The following is a 15,805-nucleotide window of genomic DNA, read 5'->3' on the forward strand; positions in this document are numbered from 1 at the left end:
TGGACAAGTAATGAGCGGCTCGAAATGAGACCCGTCCGTAACTAGGTCCACTCCGTCTCGGAGTGGACTTCGAGACAGGAGAACTGTGGCAAAACCACGCGTGCACGAGATCGCGGCAGAACTCGGCATTGAAAGCAAGAAAGCCCTTGAGAAACTCAAGGAGATGGGCGAGTTCGTCAAGGGCCCGTCGTCGAGTATCGAACCCCCGGTAGCGCGGAAGTTGAAGGCCGCGCTTGAAGCGGACGGCATCACCGCGCCGAAGCCCGCCGAGGAGCCGAAGAAGGAGGCCCCGAAGGCGGCCCCCAAGCAAGAGGAGCCCAAGGCGGCCCCTGCCCCGGCGCCAGCCCCTGCGGCACCGGCAGCTGAGGCAGCCGCGCCGACCCCGGCGGAGCCCCGCAAGCCGGATGCCCCGGCAGCAGGTGGTGCACCGCGCCCCGGCATTCCGCGGCCAGGCAACAACCCGTACGCCTCCAGCCAGGGGATGCAGCGCCCAGGCGCCCCGCGCCCGGGCAACAACCCGTACGCGTCGACCCAGGGCATGCAGTCCCGGCCGACGCCCGCGAACATCCCCAGGCCGGCTGCGCCGCGCCCAGGTTCGCCGCGCCCCGGTGCGCCGCGTCCCGCTGGTGCTGGTGCAGGTCGTCCCGCACGCCCCGGTGCCGGCGGCGGCGCTCGTCCCGGTGGTGCCGGTGGCGGCTTCCGTCCCGGCGGCGCCCCGGGCGGCGGTGGTGGCTTCGGCGCGCCCCGCCCAGGCGGCGGTGGTCGTGGTCGCGGTCCCGGTGGTGGAACCGCCGGTGCGTTCGGTCGCGGTGGCAGCAAGAGCAAGGCCCGCAAGTCGAAGCGGACGAAGCGCGCAGAATTCGAGATGAGGGAAGCGCCGTCGATTGGCGGCGTCAGCGTCCCGCGCGGGGACGGCAACACCGTCATCCGGATGCGGCGCGGAGCCTCCATCACGGACTTCGCCGACAAGATCGACGCGAGCCCCGGCAACCTGGTCACGGTGCTGTTCCACCTCGGTGAGATGGCGACCGCAACCGAGTCGCTGGATGACGCGACGTTCGAGGTGCTGGGTGCCGAACTGGGCTACAAGATCCAGATCGTCTCGCCAGAGGACGAGGACCGCGAGCTGCTCGAGGGCTTCGACATCGACCTGGAGCAGGAGCTCGAGGACGAGGACGACGAGGACCTGGCGGCACGCCCGCCGGTGGTGACCGTCATGGGTCACGTCGACCACGGTAAGACCAAGCTGCTCGACGCCATCCGTCAGGAGAACGTCGGAGCGGGCGAGGCCGGTGGCATCACCCAGCACATCGGTGCTTACCAGGTCGGCGTCTCGCACGACGGCACGGATCGCAAGATCACCTTCATCGACACCCCGGGTCACGAGGCGTTCACCGCCATGCGTGCTCGCGGTGCGCAGGTGACCGACATCGCGATCCTCGTTGTCGCAGCCGACGACGGCATCATGCCGCAGACCATTGAGGCCCTGAACCACGCGCAGGCGGCGGAAGTGCCGATCGTGGTTGCGGTGAACAAGGTGGACAAGCCTGAAGCGAACCCGGCAAAGGTGCGCCAACAGCTCACCGAATTCGGGCTGGTTGCCGAGGAGTACGGCGGCGACACGATGTTCATCGACGTGTCAGCGCTGAAGGGCTCCGGCATCCCCGAGCTCCTCGACGCCGTGCTGCTGACCGCTGACGCCGGTCTCGACCTGCGCGCCAACCCGGACAAGGATGCGCGTGGTGTCGCGATCGAGGCCAAGCTCGACAAGGGCCGCGGTGCCGTGGCGACGGTGCTGATCCAGTCGGGAACGCTGAAGGTCGGCGACCCGATTGTCACCGGAACCGCACACGGTCGCGTCCGTGCGATGTTCGACGAGAACGGCGAGAACGTCGAGGAAGCGACCCCGTCGCGTCCGGTGGCGGTGCTCGGCCTGACTTCGGTGCCTCGCGCAGGTGACGTCTTCATCGTCACCGACGACGACCGCACCGCGCGTCAGATCGCGGAGAAGCGCGAGGCCGTCGAGCGCAACGCCCTGCTGGCCCGCAGCCGCAAGCGCATCAGCCTCGAGGACTTCACCAAGGCGCTCGAGGACGGCAAGGTCGAGTCGCTCAACCTCATCATCAAGGGTGACGTCTCCGGTGCCGTCGAGGCGCTCGAGGAGTCGCTGCTCAAGATCGAGGTCGACGAGTCGGTTCAGCTGCGCATCATCCACCGCGGTGTCGGTGCTGTGACCGAGAGCGATGTCAACCTGGCAACAGTCGACAACGCGATCATCATCGGATTCAACGTTCGGCCCGACTCGAAGGCGCGCGACCGCGCGGCTCGTGAGGGCGTGGACATCCGGTTCTACTCGGTCATCTACAACGCCATCGAGGACGTCGAGAACGCGCTCAAGGGCATGCTCAAGCCCGAGTACGAAGAGGTCCAGTCCGGTGTCGCGGAGATCCGCGAGGTGTTCCGGTCGAGCAAGTTCGGCAACATCGCCGGTGTGCTCGTGCGGTCCGGCACCATCACCCGCAACGCCAAGGCGCGCGTCATCCGTGACGGCGTCGTTGTCGGTGACAACCTGGCGATCGAGAGCCTGCGCCGCTTCAAGGACGACGTCACCGAGGTGCGGACCGACTTCGAAGCCGGTATTGGCCTCGGCAAGTTCAACGACATCCAGATCGGCGACGAGATCGAGACGATCGAACTCAAGGAGAAGCCCCGCAAGTAGCGCTTCGCCGGCCGGGTCAGTCAGCTGACCCGGCCGGTGCGTGCGCACTCGGGAAGGGAGTGAACCATGGCTGATCCGGCCAGGGCACGAAAGCTCGCCGATCGCATCAAGGTGATCATCGCGAAGCGGCTGGAGCGGGGGATCAAGGACCCGCGGCTCGGCTTCGTCACGATCACCGACGTGCAGGTGACCGGCGACCTGCAGCACGCGACGGTGTTCTACACGGTGTACGGCACCGACCAGGAGCGCGAGGACTCCGCGGCTGCGCTGAAGTCGGCGACCGGGATGCTTCGTACAGAGGTGGGCAAGAACATCACCTCGCGGCTGACCCCCAGTCTCGAGTTCGTCGCAGATGCGATCCCGGAGAACGCGAAGCACATCGAGGACCTCCTTGCTGCCGCGCGCCTGCGCGATACCGAGGTGAGCGAGATCGCGAAGACCGCGCAGTACGCCGGCGACGCGGACCCGTACATCAAGCCTCGCGAAGACGAAGAAGACTAGCTCCGTCAGGGCAGGCGGTAGCCGGATGCCGCGGTGCCGGTCGCGAGACCGTCGGCCAGCAGGCCGCGCAGCGCACGCTCGAACTGAGTAGCATCCGGCCAAAGCCCGGCCAGGTCGCTGTGCTGCACCAACCCATCGGCTTGCCGCAGCGCGGCGACGATGAGCCCGCGCACCTGCCGGTCGGATCCCTCGAACTTCTTCTGCACGGCCGCGCGTGGACCGCTGTACGCCGGCCGGCCGGCAGCACGCCACGCGCAGTGTCCGGCGATCGGGCAGTCGTCGCAGCGCGGCGACCGTGCGGTGCACACCAGGGCGCCGAGTTCCATCGTCCCCGCGTTCACGAGCTTCGCATCCGCGGGAGCAGCCGGCAGCAGAGCCTCCATTGCGGCCAGGTCGCGTCGAGTCGAAGGTGGCCCGGCTTCGCCGTGCCCCACGATCGCGCGGGCGATCACCCGACGCACGTTGGTATCGACCACCGGATGCCGCTCGCCGAACGCGAACGACGCGACCGCACGGGCCGTGTACTCGCCGACCCCGGGCAGGGCGAGGAGCGAAACCAGATCGCGTGGCACCTCGCCGCGATGCCGCTCGGTGATCGTCACCGCCGCCGCATGCAGGTTCAGGGCCCGCCGCGGGTAGCCCAGCCGGTGCCAGGCCCGCACCGCCTCGCCCGGCGCCTCGGCAGCCAGGTCAGCGGGCGACGGCCAGCGCCGCATCCACTCGTCGAACCGGGGCAGCACACGGCTCACCGGGGTCTGCTGCAGCATCACTTCACTCACCAGCACACCCCACGGCGTGCAGTCGGGGCTGCGCCACGGCAGGTCGCGCGCGTTGCCGACGAACCACTCGATGACCGCACCGACGAGGGCGTTCTCGCCAGTGTTCGCGTTGCGGGTCACGGTCATCCTCTCAGGCTATCCGCGCGTGTGCCGTCTTCCCGGCCTAGGCTGGGGCCATGGCCAGGTGGGCACCGCTGAAGAAGGACCAGCTCGAGTCACTCGCGACCGAGTTCCTGCACAACTATGCGCGCGGCCGAGCCACTGTCGCCGTCGACGGGCGCTACAACGCGGGCCAGAAGGAGTTCGCCGACGGACTCGCGGATACCTTGCGCGCCTCGACGAAGCACGTCTTCCGGGCATCGATGGACGACTTCTTCCAGCCCCGCGCCGAGCGCGATCGCGCCGGCTGGCTGGACCCGAGGGCGCACTACCGCAGCGCGTACGACTATTCGCTGTTCCGGCGCGTGCTGCTCGACCCGTTTCGCACCGCAGGCAGCACCGGCTTCGTGCTCACCGGTTTCGATGAACAACGTAACCAGCCGGTGACGCAACCGAAGTGGATGTCGGCCGGACCGGATGCCGTTCTCGTGGTCGACGGGGTGTACCTGCACCGCCCGGAGCTCGCTCCGCTGTGGAATTACTCGGTATGGGTCACCCGCACCCAGGCGCCCCCGGCAACCGAGCTTGAGACCAGGGGAGCGGAGGCAGACGAGTTCTACATCTCGAGCGTCGACCCGAGCATGAAGGCCTCGGCGATCATCGACAACACCGACCCCGGGCATCCGAGACGCGTCTTCGAAGACTCCTGCTGACTCGGGCCTTCAGCTCACGCGGGCGATGACTTCCTGCGGGCTCAGGTGCCTCCCGGTGCGCTCGACCTCGTGCACGAGTTCCACCAGCGCGGCGTTAACCGGCGTGGGCAGGCTGACCTTTCTGCCTGCGTCCACGACCGCGCCGTTGAGGTAGTCGACCTCGGTCGGCTGTCCCCTCCGCAGCGACTGCAGGGTGGAGCCGGGATTGGGAACCGGTCCCATCCTGCGGGCCATGAGCGCCGGCACGACCTGAGCGATCCCGATCGGCGCGTGCGCGAGCATCCACAGCAGCGCCGGAGTGAGGCCCTGCAGCGACTCGAACCTGACGTTGGACGCGTAGCCGACCCGCACGTTCTCCCGCATGCTTCGGGTCATGATGTGTCGCAGCTGCCGGATGGCGATGGTCGCCTGCGCGCTCAGCCCGGTGATCGCCGGCAGGGCGTTGATCTGGTTGACGACCAGTTTGGTCCACTGGGCGCCCGCGAAATTGTCGGTCACGCTGACCGGCATGACGCCGCCGATCACCTGGGCGGCCAATCGAACGGCCGACTGGCTCGCACCGCCGATGTAGGTGGAACCGTCGTTGGTCACCGTGACCTCACCGGGCTTCACGTACGACGCCGCGTACAGGGCGAGACCGCCGATGACCTCGGAGTCCGCCAGCACTTCGGTCGCGGTCTCGACGCCGCGCAGCCCGTTCTGCACCACGAGCACCGGGATGCCTCGCAGGGCTTCGGCGTTCGCGAGCAGCGCGTCCCGCGCGTCGAGGGCCTTCGTGGTCACCACGGCCAAGTCAGGGGAGCGGGTCAGCCGCTCGCCGACCGCAGGTCGGGCGACGTGCTCGCCCCAGGAGCCGGTCAGGGTGAGGCCACGGTCCCGGATGGCGGCGATCCCGTCGCCGCGGGTCGTCACCTCGACGTCGTGGCCGCCCCGGTCGAGCAGCGCCGCGATGACTCCGCCTACCGCGCCAGCGCCGATCACCCCCACCCGCATGCACCGCATCCTACTGGGCAGCACCGGTCGCCTGGCCGTTGGTAGCCTCTGGGCATGGAACCCAGGCGCAGCGGAATCCTGCTGGTCGACAAGCCGGCTGGCATGACCAGCCACGACGTCGTCTCGCGCGTGCGCCGGCTGGCGGCCACCAGGAAAGTGGGCCACGCGGGCACCCTCGATCCGATGGCGACCGGGCTGCTGCTGCTTGGCCTGAACAGCTCGACGAGGCTGCTGACCTACCTGGTCGGCCTCGACAAGGAGTACCACGCCACTATCCGGCTCGGGCAGACCACGACAACCGATGACGCCGAGGGTGAGGTTGTCGCGACAGCGGAGGCCCCCCTCGTCGAGTCGCTCACCGACGACCAGCTCGCGCGGGAGATCGGGCGGCTCACCGGCGATATCCAGCAGGTTCCGTCCTCGGTCAGCGCCATCAAGGTCGACGGCAAGCGCGCCTACGACCTGGCGCGCAAGGGCGAGGAGGTCGTGCTCGCCGCGCGCGCGGTGACCGTCTCCGCCTTCGACGTGCTGGACATCCGCTCGTCCACGAGCGACCTCACGCGCCACGTCGACGTCGACGTTCGCGTCGAGTGCTCGTCGGGCACCTACATCCGGGCGCTCGCTCGCGACCTGGGGGCAGCGCTGGGTGTCGGCGGCCACCTCACCGCCCTGCGACGCACGCGCGTCGGCCCGTTCTCGATCGACGCGGCCGGTTCACTCGAGCAACTCGCCGTGGACGAGAACCTCCTGAATCCGGCCGAGGTCGCCACTACGCTTTTCCCGAGCGAACGGCTGGATGCAGATCAGGCGCGGGACCTCGCCAATGGCAAGCGCATCACGGTTGCCGGCGGCGACGGTGGCCCGATTGCCGCGCTGGGTCCGGATGGCCGACTGATCGGACTGGTCGAAGTGAGCGGCGGCCGGGCGCGAGCGCTCGTGAATTTCCCGAGCGATGAGGTGGCTGAATGATCGACTGGTTCGCGTACGTGCAGGTGGCGATCGCCGTGCTCGCCGGGCTCTTCTGCCTGGTGCGCGGGTTCATGGGCCGCAAGCCCGACGACTTCACCCTGGGCGCGACCACCGTCGTCGAGGTGCTGCTGCTCGTGCAATTGGTCGTCGCGCTGCTCGCCCCGGGCTTCGGGAACGTGCCGAGCGGCAACGTTCTCGAGTTCTACACCTACCTCGTGTCCGCGATCATCCTGCTGCCGCTGGCGGGCCTGTGGTCCCTCATTGAGCGCAATAAGTGGAGCAACATCGTGCTTGCGATAGCGAATCTCGCGGTCGCCGTGATGGTCTACCGGATGCTGCAGATTTGGGCGTTCCAACTCGCCTAGTCTTGAGGACGATGGACTCCACTGACACTCGTCGGCGACTCGGCATCGGCCGCGCTCTGATCGCGGTGTACGGTGTGCTCGCGCTGGCGGCAACCGGACGCTCGTTCGTCCAGATCGTGACGCGCTTCGACGAGGCGCCGGTCGCGTACGCACTGTCGGCGCTCGCCGCTGTGGTGTACATCGTCGCCACTGTTGCGCTCATCGCTCCGGGCCGCGGCTGGTACCTGGTCGCCTGGGCCACAATCGGGTTCGAGTTCATCGGCGTGCTCGTCGTCGGCGCGCTGAGCCTGTTCGACCCCGCGCTGTTCCCGGATGACACGGTGTGGTCGTTCTTCGGGCGCGGCTACCTGTTCATCCCGTTGGTGCTGCCCTTGCTCGGCATGTGGTGGCTGTGGTCGCAGCGCGACCGCTTCGCGCGGAAGGCGTGAGAAGTGGACGTCTATTTGAACGCAGCGGACGTTCCGGCCGACTTCGGTCCATCGGCGGTGACGATCGGCAAGTTCGACGGGCTGCACATCGGCCATCGGGCGATGATCGAGCAGCTGCGGCAGGAGGCATCCGGTCGCGGGCTCGTCGCCGCCGCGCTGACCTTCGACCGCAACCCGCTCAGCGTGGTGCGCCCGGAAGTCTGCCCGCGCGCGCTCATCTGCAACGACCAGAAGCTCGAGCTGCTCGCCGACGCCGGCCTGGACGCGACCGTCATGCTCGAGTTCAGCGATGAGTTCTCCCGGATGGAGCCCGACGAGTTCGTGCGCAGCATCCTCGTAGACACGCTGCACGCCGGCTTCGTGCTCGTCGGACCGGACTACCGGTTCGGGCGCGGCGGAGCCGGCACGGTCGAACTGCTGCAGCGCATGGGCTCAGAGCACGGCTTCGAGACGCGCACCATCGACTCTGTGGAGCACGACGGCCGCCGGGTGTCCTCCACCTGGGTGCGAGAACTGCTGACCGACGGACGGGTCGCGGAAGCCGCGGAGCTGCTGCAGCGCCCGCCGAGCGTAAGGGGAGAGGTGGTCTACGGCGCGCAGCGCGGTCGCGAACTCGGCTTCCCGACTGCGAACCTGTCGCCACAGCTCGACGGGTTCATCCCCGCCGACGGCGTCTACGCCGGATGGTTGGCTGTCCATGGTGAAGCCGGCGCCGGACGCTCGCCGGACCCGCAGCGGCTGCCCGCGGCCATCTCGGTCGGCAACAACCCGACCTTCACCGGCGTGCCGGACAGCCAGGTCGAAGCTCACGTTCTGGGTCGAGGTCTCGAGGAGGGATTCGACCTGTACGGGAAGATCGTCGAAGTGGAGTTCGTCGACCGCGTGCGCGGTATGGAGCGGTTCGACTCGATCGACGAACTGACCGCGCAGATCGGCAAGGACGTCGACCAGGTGCGCTCGCTCCTGCACCTGACTGCGGCGCCGGATGCCTGACGCGAACCAGCGTGCGCTTCCGCTGTGGGCGGGCCGCACAACAGCTCTGCTCGGCATCCTGCTTGTCGCGCTGAACCTTCGCACCGCCGTCACGTCGCTGTCGCCGGTGGTGTCGCCGGTCGCGGCAGACATCCCACTGGACGCGATCGGGTTGGCCCTGCTCGGGACGATTCCGCCGATCGTGTTCTCGCTGAGCGGCCTCTTCGGCCCTGCGGGAGCGCACCGGCTGGGGCTCGAGCGCTTCACGGTGGTTGCCATCGTCGTGATGGTGGTCGGCTACGGCCTGCGCGCGGCCGCGTGGGATTTCCCGTCGCTGTTCGCCGGTACAGCGCTCGGGCTGATCGGGGCGGGACTCGGCAACATCCTGCTTCCACCGCTCGTCAAGCGGTATTTCCCCGACCGCATCGGGCTGGTCACTTCCGCGTACGCGACGGTGATCGCCGTCTCCACCGGACTGCCGGCAGCGCTCGCGGTGCCGGTGGCGGAGTCCTCCGGCTGGCGCGCGTCGTTGGCGGTGTGGTGTGTTCTGGCCACGGTCAGCCTCCTGCCGTGGCTGGTGATGCTCGCCAGAGCCAGGCGCGATCGGCTCGCACGCCTGGATACCGCACCGGAGGTTCAAGAACCGGAGCCGCAACTGCTGCGGCGGATCTGGCACTCGAAGGTCGCGTGGGCGGTGACATTGCTGTTCGGGATGACGTCGTTCCACGCGTACGCGAACTTCGCCTGGCTGCCACAACTGGTCATGGATACCGCGGGCGTGAGCGAGTTCGACGCCGGCGTCATGCTGAGCATTTTCGGGTTCGTCGGCATCCCGACCTCGATCATCGTGCCGATTCTCGCCACGCGCCTGAAGAACTTCGGCTTGCTCGTCTACACGGGCGTCGCCTGCTACCTGATCGGCTACGCGGGGCTGCTGCTGGCCCCCGGGAGCGCTCTCGTGCTCTGGGTCGTGCTGCTCGGCGGCGGGCAGATGCTGTTCCCGGCCGCGCTGGTCATCATCAACCTGCGCACCCGCACACAGCGCGGTGCGGTCGCCCTCAGTGGTTTCGCGCAGGGTGTCGGCTACGCGTTAGCGGCGACCGGACCGCTGTTCATCGGCATCCTGCACGACGCGACCGGCGGCTGGACCCTGCCGATCATGCTGCTGCTGTCGACCAACGTGGTGTTGGTCGCGGTCGGCTTCGCCCTGCGCAAGCGCGTGTTCGTCGAGGACGAGCTGCACGTCTAACCGAGCAGCTCCGCCCGGTGCACGAGCGCGCCAGCGCCGATCAGCGGTCCGTCGCCGGACAGCCCGGATGGCACGACCTTCACCTTGGTGACGAAGCCGAACTCGTGACGCTCGTCGATCGACTGCCGGATGAAGCCGAACAGGTCCCCAGTCGCCTGCGAGAATCCGCCGCCGATGGTGACGAGGTCCAGGTCGACGAGAGCCGTCGCGGAGGCGATCGCGTGACCAAGCGCTCGACCGGAGCGCTCGATCGCTCGGCGGGGGACGTCGTCACCCGCCGCATAGCCCGCTGCGAGCTGCTCACCGGTGGAGCCGTCCCAGCCCTGCGAGCGCGCCCACGCGACGGTGTTCGGCCCGGAGGCGATCGCCTCGATGCAGCCGATACTGCCGCACGCGCACCGGTCGACGAACCCGGCGACCTGCACGTGGCCGATGTGACCGGCGTTCCCTGTCGGTCCCGACACCGTTCGTCCGTGCAGGATCAGCCCGCCGCCGATACCGGTCGAGACCACCATGCCCATCAGGTTCTGCGCTCCTTGGGCCGCACCGATCCACTGCTCGGCGAGCGTGATACACAAGCCATCCATGCGCATTGTCACCGGCGCATCCGTCACCTCGGACGTGATGGATGCCACGAGCTCGACGAGCGGGTAATCGCGCCAAGCGGGAAGGTTCAGCGGCGACACAAGGCCGGCCTGCTCGTTGAGCGGACCCGCGGCGCCGATCCCGACACCGGCGATTTCGGCGCCATCCGGAACCGCGGCCAGAGCATCGCGGACGACGGACTCGACGCTCGCCGCGATGGCCGCCGAGTCGCTGTCACGCCCGGTTGGGCGGCGGAATCGGGTGCCGGCAAGCAGCATCCCGTCCGGGTCGACAAGGGCCGATTCGACCTTGGTTCCTCCGAGATCGATAGCAAGAGCTAGAGACTGCGCCATGTCATGATCCTAAAGTGGGCGGCGACGCGTACAGTTGCGCGCATGGACGCCGTGGACCTCGAGTTCTCCCGCGAGTTCGGGGTGTCGCCGGTCGTTGTCTGGGACGCCCTCATCGACCCAGAGCTGGTCATCGGTTGGCTCGGCGAAGCGCGCATCGAGGCGAAAGTCGGCGGCCGCTACGACCTGGTCTGGCTGCACAGCCAGAGCTTTCCGCCGACCACCGGCACGATCAGCCTGCTCGAGGAGCCGCGCGCGCTGACCGTCGAGTCCGACAATCGCGGCACGCTGCGCTACGGACTCGTGGCGACGGAGCTCGGTGCGCTGCTGCACGTGGGGATCTCGGTCGTGATCGAGCGCGCCTTCATCCCGCGCATCCGCGCCGACTGGCAGAGCAACCTCGACCAGCTCGAGGAGATGCTGCGTGGCCATCCGGTGGATTGGGCGAACTGGGACCGGGACCGGGCTCCGGTCTGGCAGCGCTATCTGCGGTCGTCCTGACCAGCGAGCCGTTGGCTCCGCGACCCCGAGTTGCTCATATGAGCAACATCGGCAACGGATGTCGTTGTTTGCGCGTGCTCTGCCTACGCTTGAGGCGTGGCCGTTGCAGAGACTTTCGACACGCGAGCGCAGGATTCTGACCTGCTGACCGTGCGCGTCGCCGAGCTCTACTACGACGAGGACAAGACCCAGGACGAGATCGGCGTGCTCCTCGGCATCACCCGCTGGAAGGTTGGGCGCCTGCTCACTCGCGCCCGCGAGAGCGGCATCGTGCGCATTGAGATCGTGCACCCGCGAGCGAGGCGGCTCGGCCTCGAACGCGACCTGAGGGAGCGCTTCGGTCTCAAGGACGCTGTCATCATCCCCGAATCGGCGGATGCGCGCGCGGACGTCGCGCAAGCGGCATCCGACTACCTGAGCGCGCTCCGGCCTGTGCCGGGCACGCTCGGCGTCAGCTGGGGCCGCACCCTTGACGACATCGCCGAGCGGCTGCCGAATGGTTGGGCACGTGGCGTGCATGTCGTCCAGATCAATGGGGGAGTGAGCCTCAACCGTCGCGCGAGCACGGCAGCGACGACGGCGGCGACCATCGCGCAGAAGTCGTCTGGCGAGGCAACGCTGCTGCCGAGCCCCGCGATCCTCGAGCGACTCGAGACCAAACGTGCCATCGAAGCCGACCGGACAGTTGCGGGTGTGCTCGAACTGGCGCGGCGAGCATCCGTCTACCTGTTCAGCGCCGGCGTCGCGGATGCCAGTTCCGTGCTGGTCGAGAGCGGCTACCTGACGGCGGACGACGTCGCGGAGCTCGTGCGTCGCGGCGCGGTTGGAGACGTCGTCGGGCGGTACATCGATGCCAACGGAAACCCGGTTGATCCCGGACTCAATGAGCGTACGGTGGGACTGGAGCTCGAGCAGCTGCGGTCCGCCGACACTGCGATCCTGGTGATCGCGGGCGAACAGAAGCATGACGTCGCGCGAGCGGTCGTCGCCAATGGACTGTGCAGCGTCGTCGTCACCGACGAGGGAACTGCGCGGACCCTCCTGGAGGAAGAGAAATGACAATGGAACAGTCAGCGGTAGCGCTCGCGCCGGCCGAGCGCGCGGTGAGCCTGCTCGGCGGCGACCTCACCGAGAAGAGCCTCAAGCTGCATCTGGATGGCCTCTCCGGTGTTGACGCGGTCGGCTTGGAGGCGCGTGCTGCCGGGCTGTCGACGCGCTCCATCAAGACCACGTCGAAGGCGTGGGCGCTCGACAAGATCATCAGCCTCATCGACCTGACCACACTCGAGGGTGCCGACACCCCTGGCAAGGTGCAGTCCCTCGTCGCCAAGGCGGTCAACCCTGACCCCACCGACCAGACCACCCCCCGGGTCGCGGCCGTGTGCGTCTACGGGGACATGGTCCCGATTGCGATCCAAGCGCTGGGCGCCCACCACGCGGCGGGTACCGACAAGGGCATCAACGTCGCCGCGGTGGCAACCGCGTTCCCCAGCGGGCGCGCTTCGCTGGCGGTGAAAATCGCCGACACCCGGGATGCCGTGCAAGCGGGCGCCGACGAGATCGACATGGTCATCGACCGCGGCGCGTTCCTCTCCGGTCGGTTCGGCATCGTCTTCGACCAGATCGTCGCGGTCAAGGACGCGTGCCGTCGAGTGGACGGAAGCTACGCACACCTCAAGGTGATCCTCGAGACGGGTGAACTCAACACCTACGACAACGTGCGTCGCGCCTCGTGGCTGTCGATCCTGGCCGGCGCGGACTTCATCAAGACGTCGACCGGCAAGGTCCAGCCTGCCGCGACGCTGCCCGTGACGCTGCTCATGCTGCAGGTCGTCGGTGACTGGTACCGCCTCACCGGCGAGCGGATCGGCGTCAAGCCGGCCGGTGGCATCCGGACGTCGAAGGATGCCATCCGCTACCTCGTGACGGTGGCCGAGACGGTCGGCGAGGAGTGGCTGCAGCCGCACCTGTTCCGTTTCGGCGCGTCGAGCCTGCTCAACGACGTGCTGCTGCAGCGTCAGAAGACCAAGAGCGGCAACTACAGCGGCGCCGACTACGTGACCATCGACTGAGCCGAACGCTTACAAGGAGAACCCCATGAACTTCCTCGACTACGCACCGGCTCCCGAGTCGCGTTCGATCCTGAACCTGAAGCCCACCTACGGACTGTTCATAGGCGGCGAGTTCGTCGACGGCCACGGCACGCCGTTCACGACCATCTCGCCCGCCGATGAATCGGCGATCGCCGAGATCGCACACGCCAACGAGCACGACGTCGAGCTCGCGGTCACTGCCGCTCGCCGCGCGTATGACTCGGTGTGGTCGCGCATGTCCGGCGCCGACCGCGGCAAGTACCTGTTCCGCATCGCGCGTCTCATTCAGGAGCGCTCGCGTGAGCTGGCGGTCGCTGAAAGCCTCGACAACGGCAAGCCGATCAAGGAAGCGCGTGACGTCGACGTCCCACTGGTCGCGGCGTGGTTCTTCTACTACGCCGGATGGGCGGACAAGCTCGACTACGCCGGGCTGGGCCCGGCGCCCAAGTCGCTCGGTGTCGCCGCGCAGGTGATCCCGTGGAACTTCCCCCTGCTCATGCTGGCCTGGAAGATCGCGCCTGCACTCGCATCCGGCAACACCGTCGTGCTGAAGCCGGCCGAGACCACGCCGCTGTCCGCGCTCATCTTCGCGGAGATCCTGCAGCAGGCCGACCTGCCGCCGGGTGTCGTGAACATCATCACCGGAGCGGGGGAGACCGGGCAGGCGCTGGTCAACCACCCGGATGTCGACAAGGTCGCATTCACCGGGTCGACCGCTGTCGGCCGCGCGATCGCCCGGTCCACCGCAGGCACCGGCAAGAAACTGACCCTCGAGCTCGGAGGCAAGGCCGCGAACATCGTGTTCGACGACGCGCCGCTGGACCAGGCGATCGAGGGCATCGTCAACGGCATCTTCTTCAACCAGGGCCACGTGTGCTGCGCCGGATCGCGGTTGCTCGTGCAGGAGAACATCCACGACGAGGTGCTCGACCGGCTCAAGCAGCGCCTGTCGACCCTGCGCCTGGGGGATCCGCTGGACAAGAACACCGACATCGGTGCGATCAACTCGCAGGAGCAGCTCGACCGCATCAAGCAGCTGACCGCCGTCGGCGAGCAGGAGGGCGCCGACCGCTGGACCGCCGATTGCGTCATCCCTGACCGCGGGTTCTGGTTCGCACCGACGATCTTCACCAACGTCGCGACGAGCCACCGCATCGCGCGGGAGGAGATCTTCGGACCGGTGCTGTCGGTGCTGACCTTCCGCACCCCGGCTGAGGCGATCGCGAAGGCCAACAACACGCCGTACGGCCTCTCGGCTGGAGTGTGGAGCGAAAAGGGCAGCCGCATCCTCGGCGTCGCCGACAAGCTTCGCGCCGGCGTCGTGTGGGCGAACACGTTCAACCGGTTCGACCCGTCGAGCCCGTTCGGCGGGTACAAGGAGTCCGGCTACGGGCGCGAGGGTGGCCGTCACGGGCTAGCCGCTTACCTGAACCCGGCTGGCACGCCCGCCCGGTCGGCCGTGACGGCAGGCAAGCCGTCGCCGGTCACCGTGAAGTCGACTGACACGCCCGTGATCGAGGGCATGAAGCCGAGCTCACCGCGCAAGACAACGCGGGCCAAGACCAAGAAGGCCACTACCAAGGGAGCAACCAAGTGACCCCGACCCGTCTCGCCGTCCCGAAGACCTACAAGCTCTACATCGGCGGCGCGTTCCCGCGCAGCGAATCCGGCCGCACCTACGAGGTCGCCGCTCGCGACGGCTCGTTCCTGGCGAACGCGGCGAAAGCCAGCCGGAAGGACGCGCGGGATGCGGTAGTCGCCGCTCGCAAGGCGCAGTCCGGCTGGGCGGGTGCCACCGGGTACAACCGCGGCCAGGTGCTGTACCGGATCGCCGAGCTGCTGGAGGGGCGTCGCGCGCAGTTCGTCGACGAGCTCCGCCGCAGCGAGGGGCTGACGGATGCGCAGGCGAACGCGCAAGTGGACTCGGCCATCGACGTGTGGGTCTGGTACGCAGGCTGGGCCGACAAGTACCTGCAGGTCGCGGGCAACGGGAATCCGGTCGCCGGGCCGTACTTCAACATCTCCACACCGGAGCCGACAGGCGTTGTCGCGGTCATTGCGCCGCAGGAGTCGTCACTGCTCGGGCTGGTCTCGGTTGTCGCCCCGGCACTAGTCACCGGCAACACGGTTGTCGTGGTGCCGAGCGAGCAGGCACCGTTGAGCGCCATCAGCCTCGGTGAGGTGCTCGCGACCAGCGACGTTCCGGGCGGTGTCGTGAACGTGCTGACCGGGTCGCCCGCCGAGCTCGCTCCGTGGCTCGCGGCGCACGCCGACGTCAATGCGCTCGACCTGACCGGCGCGGGTGACCTCGACTGGGTGGACCTGCAGATCACGGCTGCGGACACGCTGAAGCGCGTTCTCCCGCCCGAGCCGGGTGTGCCTGCGCCATCCGTTGATCGCATCACGTTCTTCACCGAGACAAAGACGGTGTGGCACCCGAAGGGCATCATCTAGCTCGCTGGAGTTTCGGATGGCGGCTGGGGAAGGCC

At 68.1% G+C, this 15,805-nt stretch carries 16 protein-coding genes; 13 read left to right on the top strand and 3 right to left on the bottom strand.

The annotated features are described in order from the left end of the window. Positions 1 to 85 precede the first annotated feature (85 nt). Entirely contained in the window at positions 86 to 2,719 is a 2,634-nt protein-coding gene (gene infB, locus HGK58_RS06890) for a translation initiation factor IF-2 (RefSeq protein WP_168626737.1), read from the top strand. 66 nt (positions 2,720 to 2,785) lie between these two features. Continuing rightward, on the top strand, positions 2,786 to 3,220 hold the full coding sequence (gene rbfA, locus HGK58_RS06895) for a 30S ribosome-binding factor RbfA (protein WP_168626738.1): 435 nt from the start codon (positions 2,786 to 2,788) through the stop codon (positions 3,218 to 3,220). A gap of 5 nt (positions 3,221 to 3,225) precedes the next feature. Here rbfA and HGK58_RS06900 read toward each other — a convergent pair whose 3' ends face one another. After that, complete coding sequence (locus tag HGK58_RS06900; RefSeq protein ID WP_168626739.1) at positions 3,226 to 4,125, bottom strand: A/G-specific adenine glycosylase; 900 nt, start codon at positions 4,123 to 4,125, stop codon at positions 3,226 to 3,228. Between the two features lie 50 nt (positions 4,126 to 4,175). Here HGK58_RS06900 and HGK58_RS06905 point away from each other — a divergent pair, with 50 nt between their 5' ends. Continuing rightward, complete coding sequence (locus HGK58_RS06905; RefSeq protein WP_168626740.1) at positions 4,176 to 4,811, top strand: uridine kinase; 636 nt, start codon at positions 4,176 to 4,178, stop codon at positions 4,809 to 4,811. 9 nt (positions 4,812 to 4,820) lie between these two features. On the opposite strand, the gene HGK58_RS06910 is transcribed toward HGK58_RS06905, so the two are convergent. Then, positions 4,821 to 5,804 (bottom strand): 2-dehydropantoate 2-reductase, encoded by a 984-nt coding sequence (locus tag HGK58_RS06910; RefSeq protein ID WP_168626741.1) that lies wholly within the window; start codon positions 5,802 to 5,804, stop codon positions 4,821 to 4,823. Positions 5,805 to 5,858: 54 nt separating this feature from the next. On the opposite strand from HGK58_RS06910, the gene truB reads away from it, so the two are divergent. From truB to HGK58_RS06935, 5 genes are read left to right on the top strand one after another with little or no spacing between them, the layout of a single operon-like run. Beyond that, positions 5,859 to 6,773 carry a tRNA pseudouridine(55) synthase TruB gene (truB, locus tag HGK58_RS06915; RefSeq protein ID WP_168626742.1) on the top strand — a complete coding sequence of 305 codons (915 nt, stop codon included), beginning with the start codon at positions 5,859 to 5,861 and terminating at the stop codon, positions 6,771 to 6,773. Next, positions 6,770 to 7,138, top strand: a complete 369-nt coding sequence (locus HGK58_RS06920; RefSeq protein WP_168626743.1) for a hypothetical protein — start codon at positions 6,770 to 6,772, stop codon at positions 7,136 to 7,138. The genes truB and HGK58_RS06920 overlap by 4 nt, the downstream gene beginning before the upstream one ends. Before the next feature lie 11 nt (positions 7,139 to 7,149). Further along, positions 7,150 to 7,566, top strand: coding sequence for a hypothetical protein (locus tag HGK58_RS06925; protein WP_168626744.1), 417 nt, complete (start codon positions 7,150 to 7,152; stop codon positions 7,564 to 7,566). A gap of 3 nt (positions 7,567 to 7,569) precedes the next feature. Further along, complete coding sequence (locus tag HGK58_RS06930; protein WP_168626745.1) at positions 7,570 to 8,559, top strand: bifunctional riboflavin kinase/FAD synthetase; 990 nt, start codon at positions 7,570 to 7,572, stop codon at positions 8,557 to 8,559. After that, positions 8,552 to 9,787, top strand: coding sequence for an MFS transporter (locus tag HGK58_RS06935; RefSeq protein ID WP_168626746.1), 1,236 nt, complete (start codon positions 8,552 to 8,554; stop codon positions 9,785 to 9,787). Before HGK58_RS06930 ends, HGK58_RS06935 begins: the two co-directional genes overlap by 8 nt. Here HGK58_RS06935 and HGK58_RS06940 read toward each other — a convergent pair. Then, positions 9,784 to 10,725 carry an ROK family protein gene (locus HGK58_RS06940; protein WP_168626747.1) on the bottom strand — a complete coding sequence of 314 codons (942 nt, stop codon included), beginning with the start codon at positions 10,723 to 10,725 and terminating at the stop codon, positions 9,784 to 9,786. The genes HGK58_RS06935 and HGK58_RS06940 overlap by 4 nt on opposite strands. 42 nt (positions 10,726 to 10,767) lie before the next feature. Between HGK58_RS06940 and HGK58_RS06945 the strand changes: the two genes are divergently transcribed. From HGK58_RS06945 to HGK58_RS06965, 5 genes are all read left to right on the top strand, one after another. Next, positions 10,768 to 11,223 carry an SRPBCC domain-containing protein gene (locus tag HGK58_RS06945; protein WP_168626748.1) on the top strand — a complete coding sequence of 152 codons (456 nt, stop codon included), beginning with the start codon at positions 10,768 to 10,770 and terminating at the stop codon, positions 11,221 to 11,223. A gap of 96 nt (positions 11,224 to 11,319) precedes the next feature. Continuing rightward, positions 11,320 to 12,282: a sugar-binding transcriptional regulator gene (locus tag HGK58_RS06950; protein ID WP_168626749.1), complete on the top strand. Its 963-nt coding sequence runs from the start codon at positions 11,320 to 11,322 to the stop codon at positions 12,280 to 12,282. Then, complete coding sequence (gene deoC, locus HGK58_RS06955; RefSeq protein ID WP_168626750.1) at positions 12,279 to 13,295, top strand: deoxyribose-phosphate aldolase; 1,017 nt, start codon at positions 12,279 to 12,281, stop codon at positions 13,293 to 13,295. The genes HGK58_RS06950 and deoC overlap by 4 nt, the downstream gene beginning before the upstream one ends. A 25-nt stretch (positions 13,296 to 13,320) precedes the next feature. Continuing rightward, the gene (locus HGK58_RS06960; RefSeq protein ID WP_168626751.1) at positions 13,321 to 14,913 is read left to right on the top strand and encodes an aldehyde dehydrogenase family protein; all 1,593 of its coding nucleotides are present in this window, start codon (positions 13,321 to 13,323) and stop codon (positions 14,911 to 14,913) included. Continuing rightward, complete coding sequence (locus HGK58_RS06965) at positions 14,910 to 15,770, top strand: aldehyde dehydrogenase family protein (RefSeq protein ID WP_168626752.1); 861 nt, start codon at positions 14,910 to 14,912, stop codon at positions 15,768 to 15,770. Before HGK58_RS06960 ends, HGK58_RS06965 begins: the two co-directional genes overlap by 4 nt. Positions 15,771 to 15,805: the final 35 nt, after the last annotated feature.

It is taken from the genome of Cryobacterium sp. BB307, assembly GCF_012274275.1.
Classification (GTDB): Bacteria; Actinomycetota; Actinomycetes; order Actinomycetales; family Microbacteriaceae; genus Terrimesophilobacter.

What these genes read in the sequence shown, in the direction of transcription:
- rbfA (WP_168626738.1), top strand. Translation starts at nt 2,786, where the DNA reads ATGGCTGATCCGGCCAGGGCACGAAAGCTCGCCGATCGCATCAAGGTG.
- HGK58_RS06900 (WP_168626739.1), bottom strand. Translation starts at nt 4,125, where the DNA reads ATGACCGTGACCCGCAACGCGAACACTGGCGAGAACGCCCTCGTCGGT.
- HGK58_RS06905 (WP_168626740.1), top strand. Translation starts at nt 4,176, where the DNA reads ATGGCCAGGTGGGCACCGCTGAAGAAGGACCAGCTCGAGTCACTCGCG.
- HGK58_RS06910 (WP_168626741.1), bottom strand. Translation starts at nt 5,804, where the DNA reads ATGCGGGTGGGGGTGATCGGCGCTGGCGCGGTAGGCGGAGTCATCGCG.
- truB (WP_168626742.1), top strand. Translation starts at nt 5,859, where the DNA reads ATGGAACCCAGGCGCAGCGGAATCCTGCTGGTCGACAAGCCGGCTGGC.
- HGK58_RS06920 (WP_168626743.1), top strand. Translation starts at nt 6,770, where the DNA reads ATGATCGACTGGTTCGCGTACGTGCAGGTGGCGATCGCCGTGCTCGCC.
- HGK58_RS06925 (WP_168626744.1), top strand. Translation starts at nt 7,150, where the DNA reads ATGGACTCCACTGACACTCGTCGGCGACTCGGCATCGGCCGCGCTCTG.
- HGK58_RS06935 (WP_168626746.1), top strand. Translation starts at nt 8,552, where the DNA reads ATGCCTGACGCGAACCAGCGTGCGCTTCCGCTGTGGGCGGGCCGCACA.
- HGK58_RS06940 (WP_168626747.1), bottom strand. Translation starts at nt 10,725, where the DNA reads ATGGCGCAGTCTCTAGCTCTTGCTATCGATCTCGGAGGAACCAAGGTC.
- HGK58_RS06945 (WP_168626748.1), top strand. Translation starts at nt 10,768, where the DNA reads ATGGACGCCGTGGACCTCGAGTTCTCCCGCGAGTTCGGGGTGTCGCCG.
- deoC (WP_168626750.1), top strand. Translation starts at nt 12,279, where the DNA reads ATGACAATGGAACAGTCAGCGGTAGCGCTCGCGCCGGCCGAGCGCGCG.
- HGK58_RS06960 (WP_168626751.1), top strand. Translation starts at nt 13,321, where the DNA reads ATGAACTTCCTCGACTACGCACCGGCTCCCGAGTCGCGTTCGATCCTG.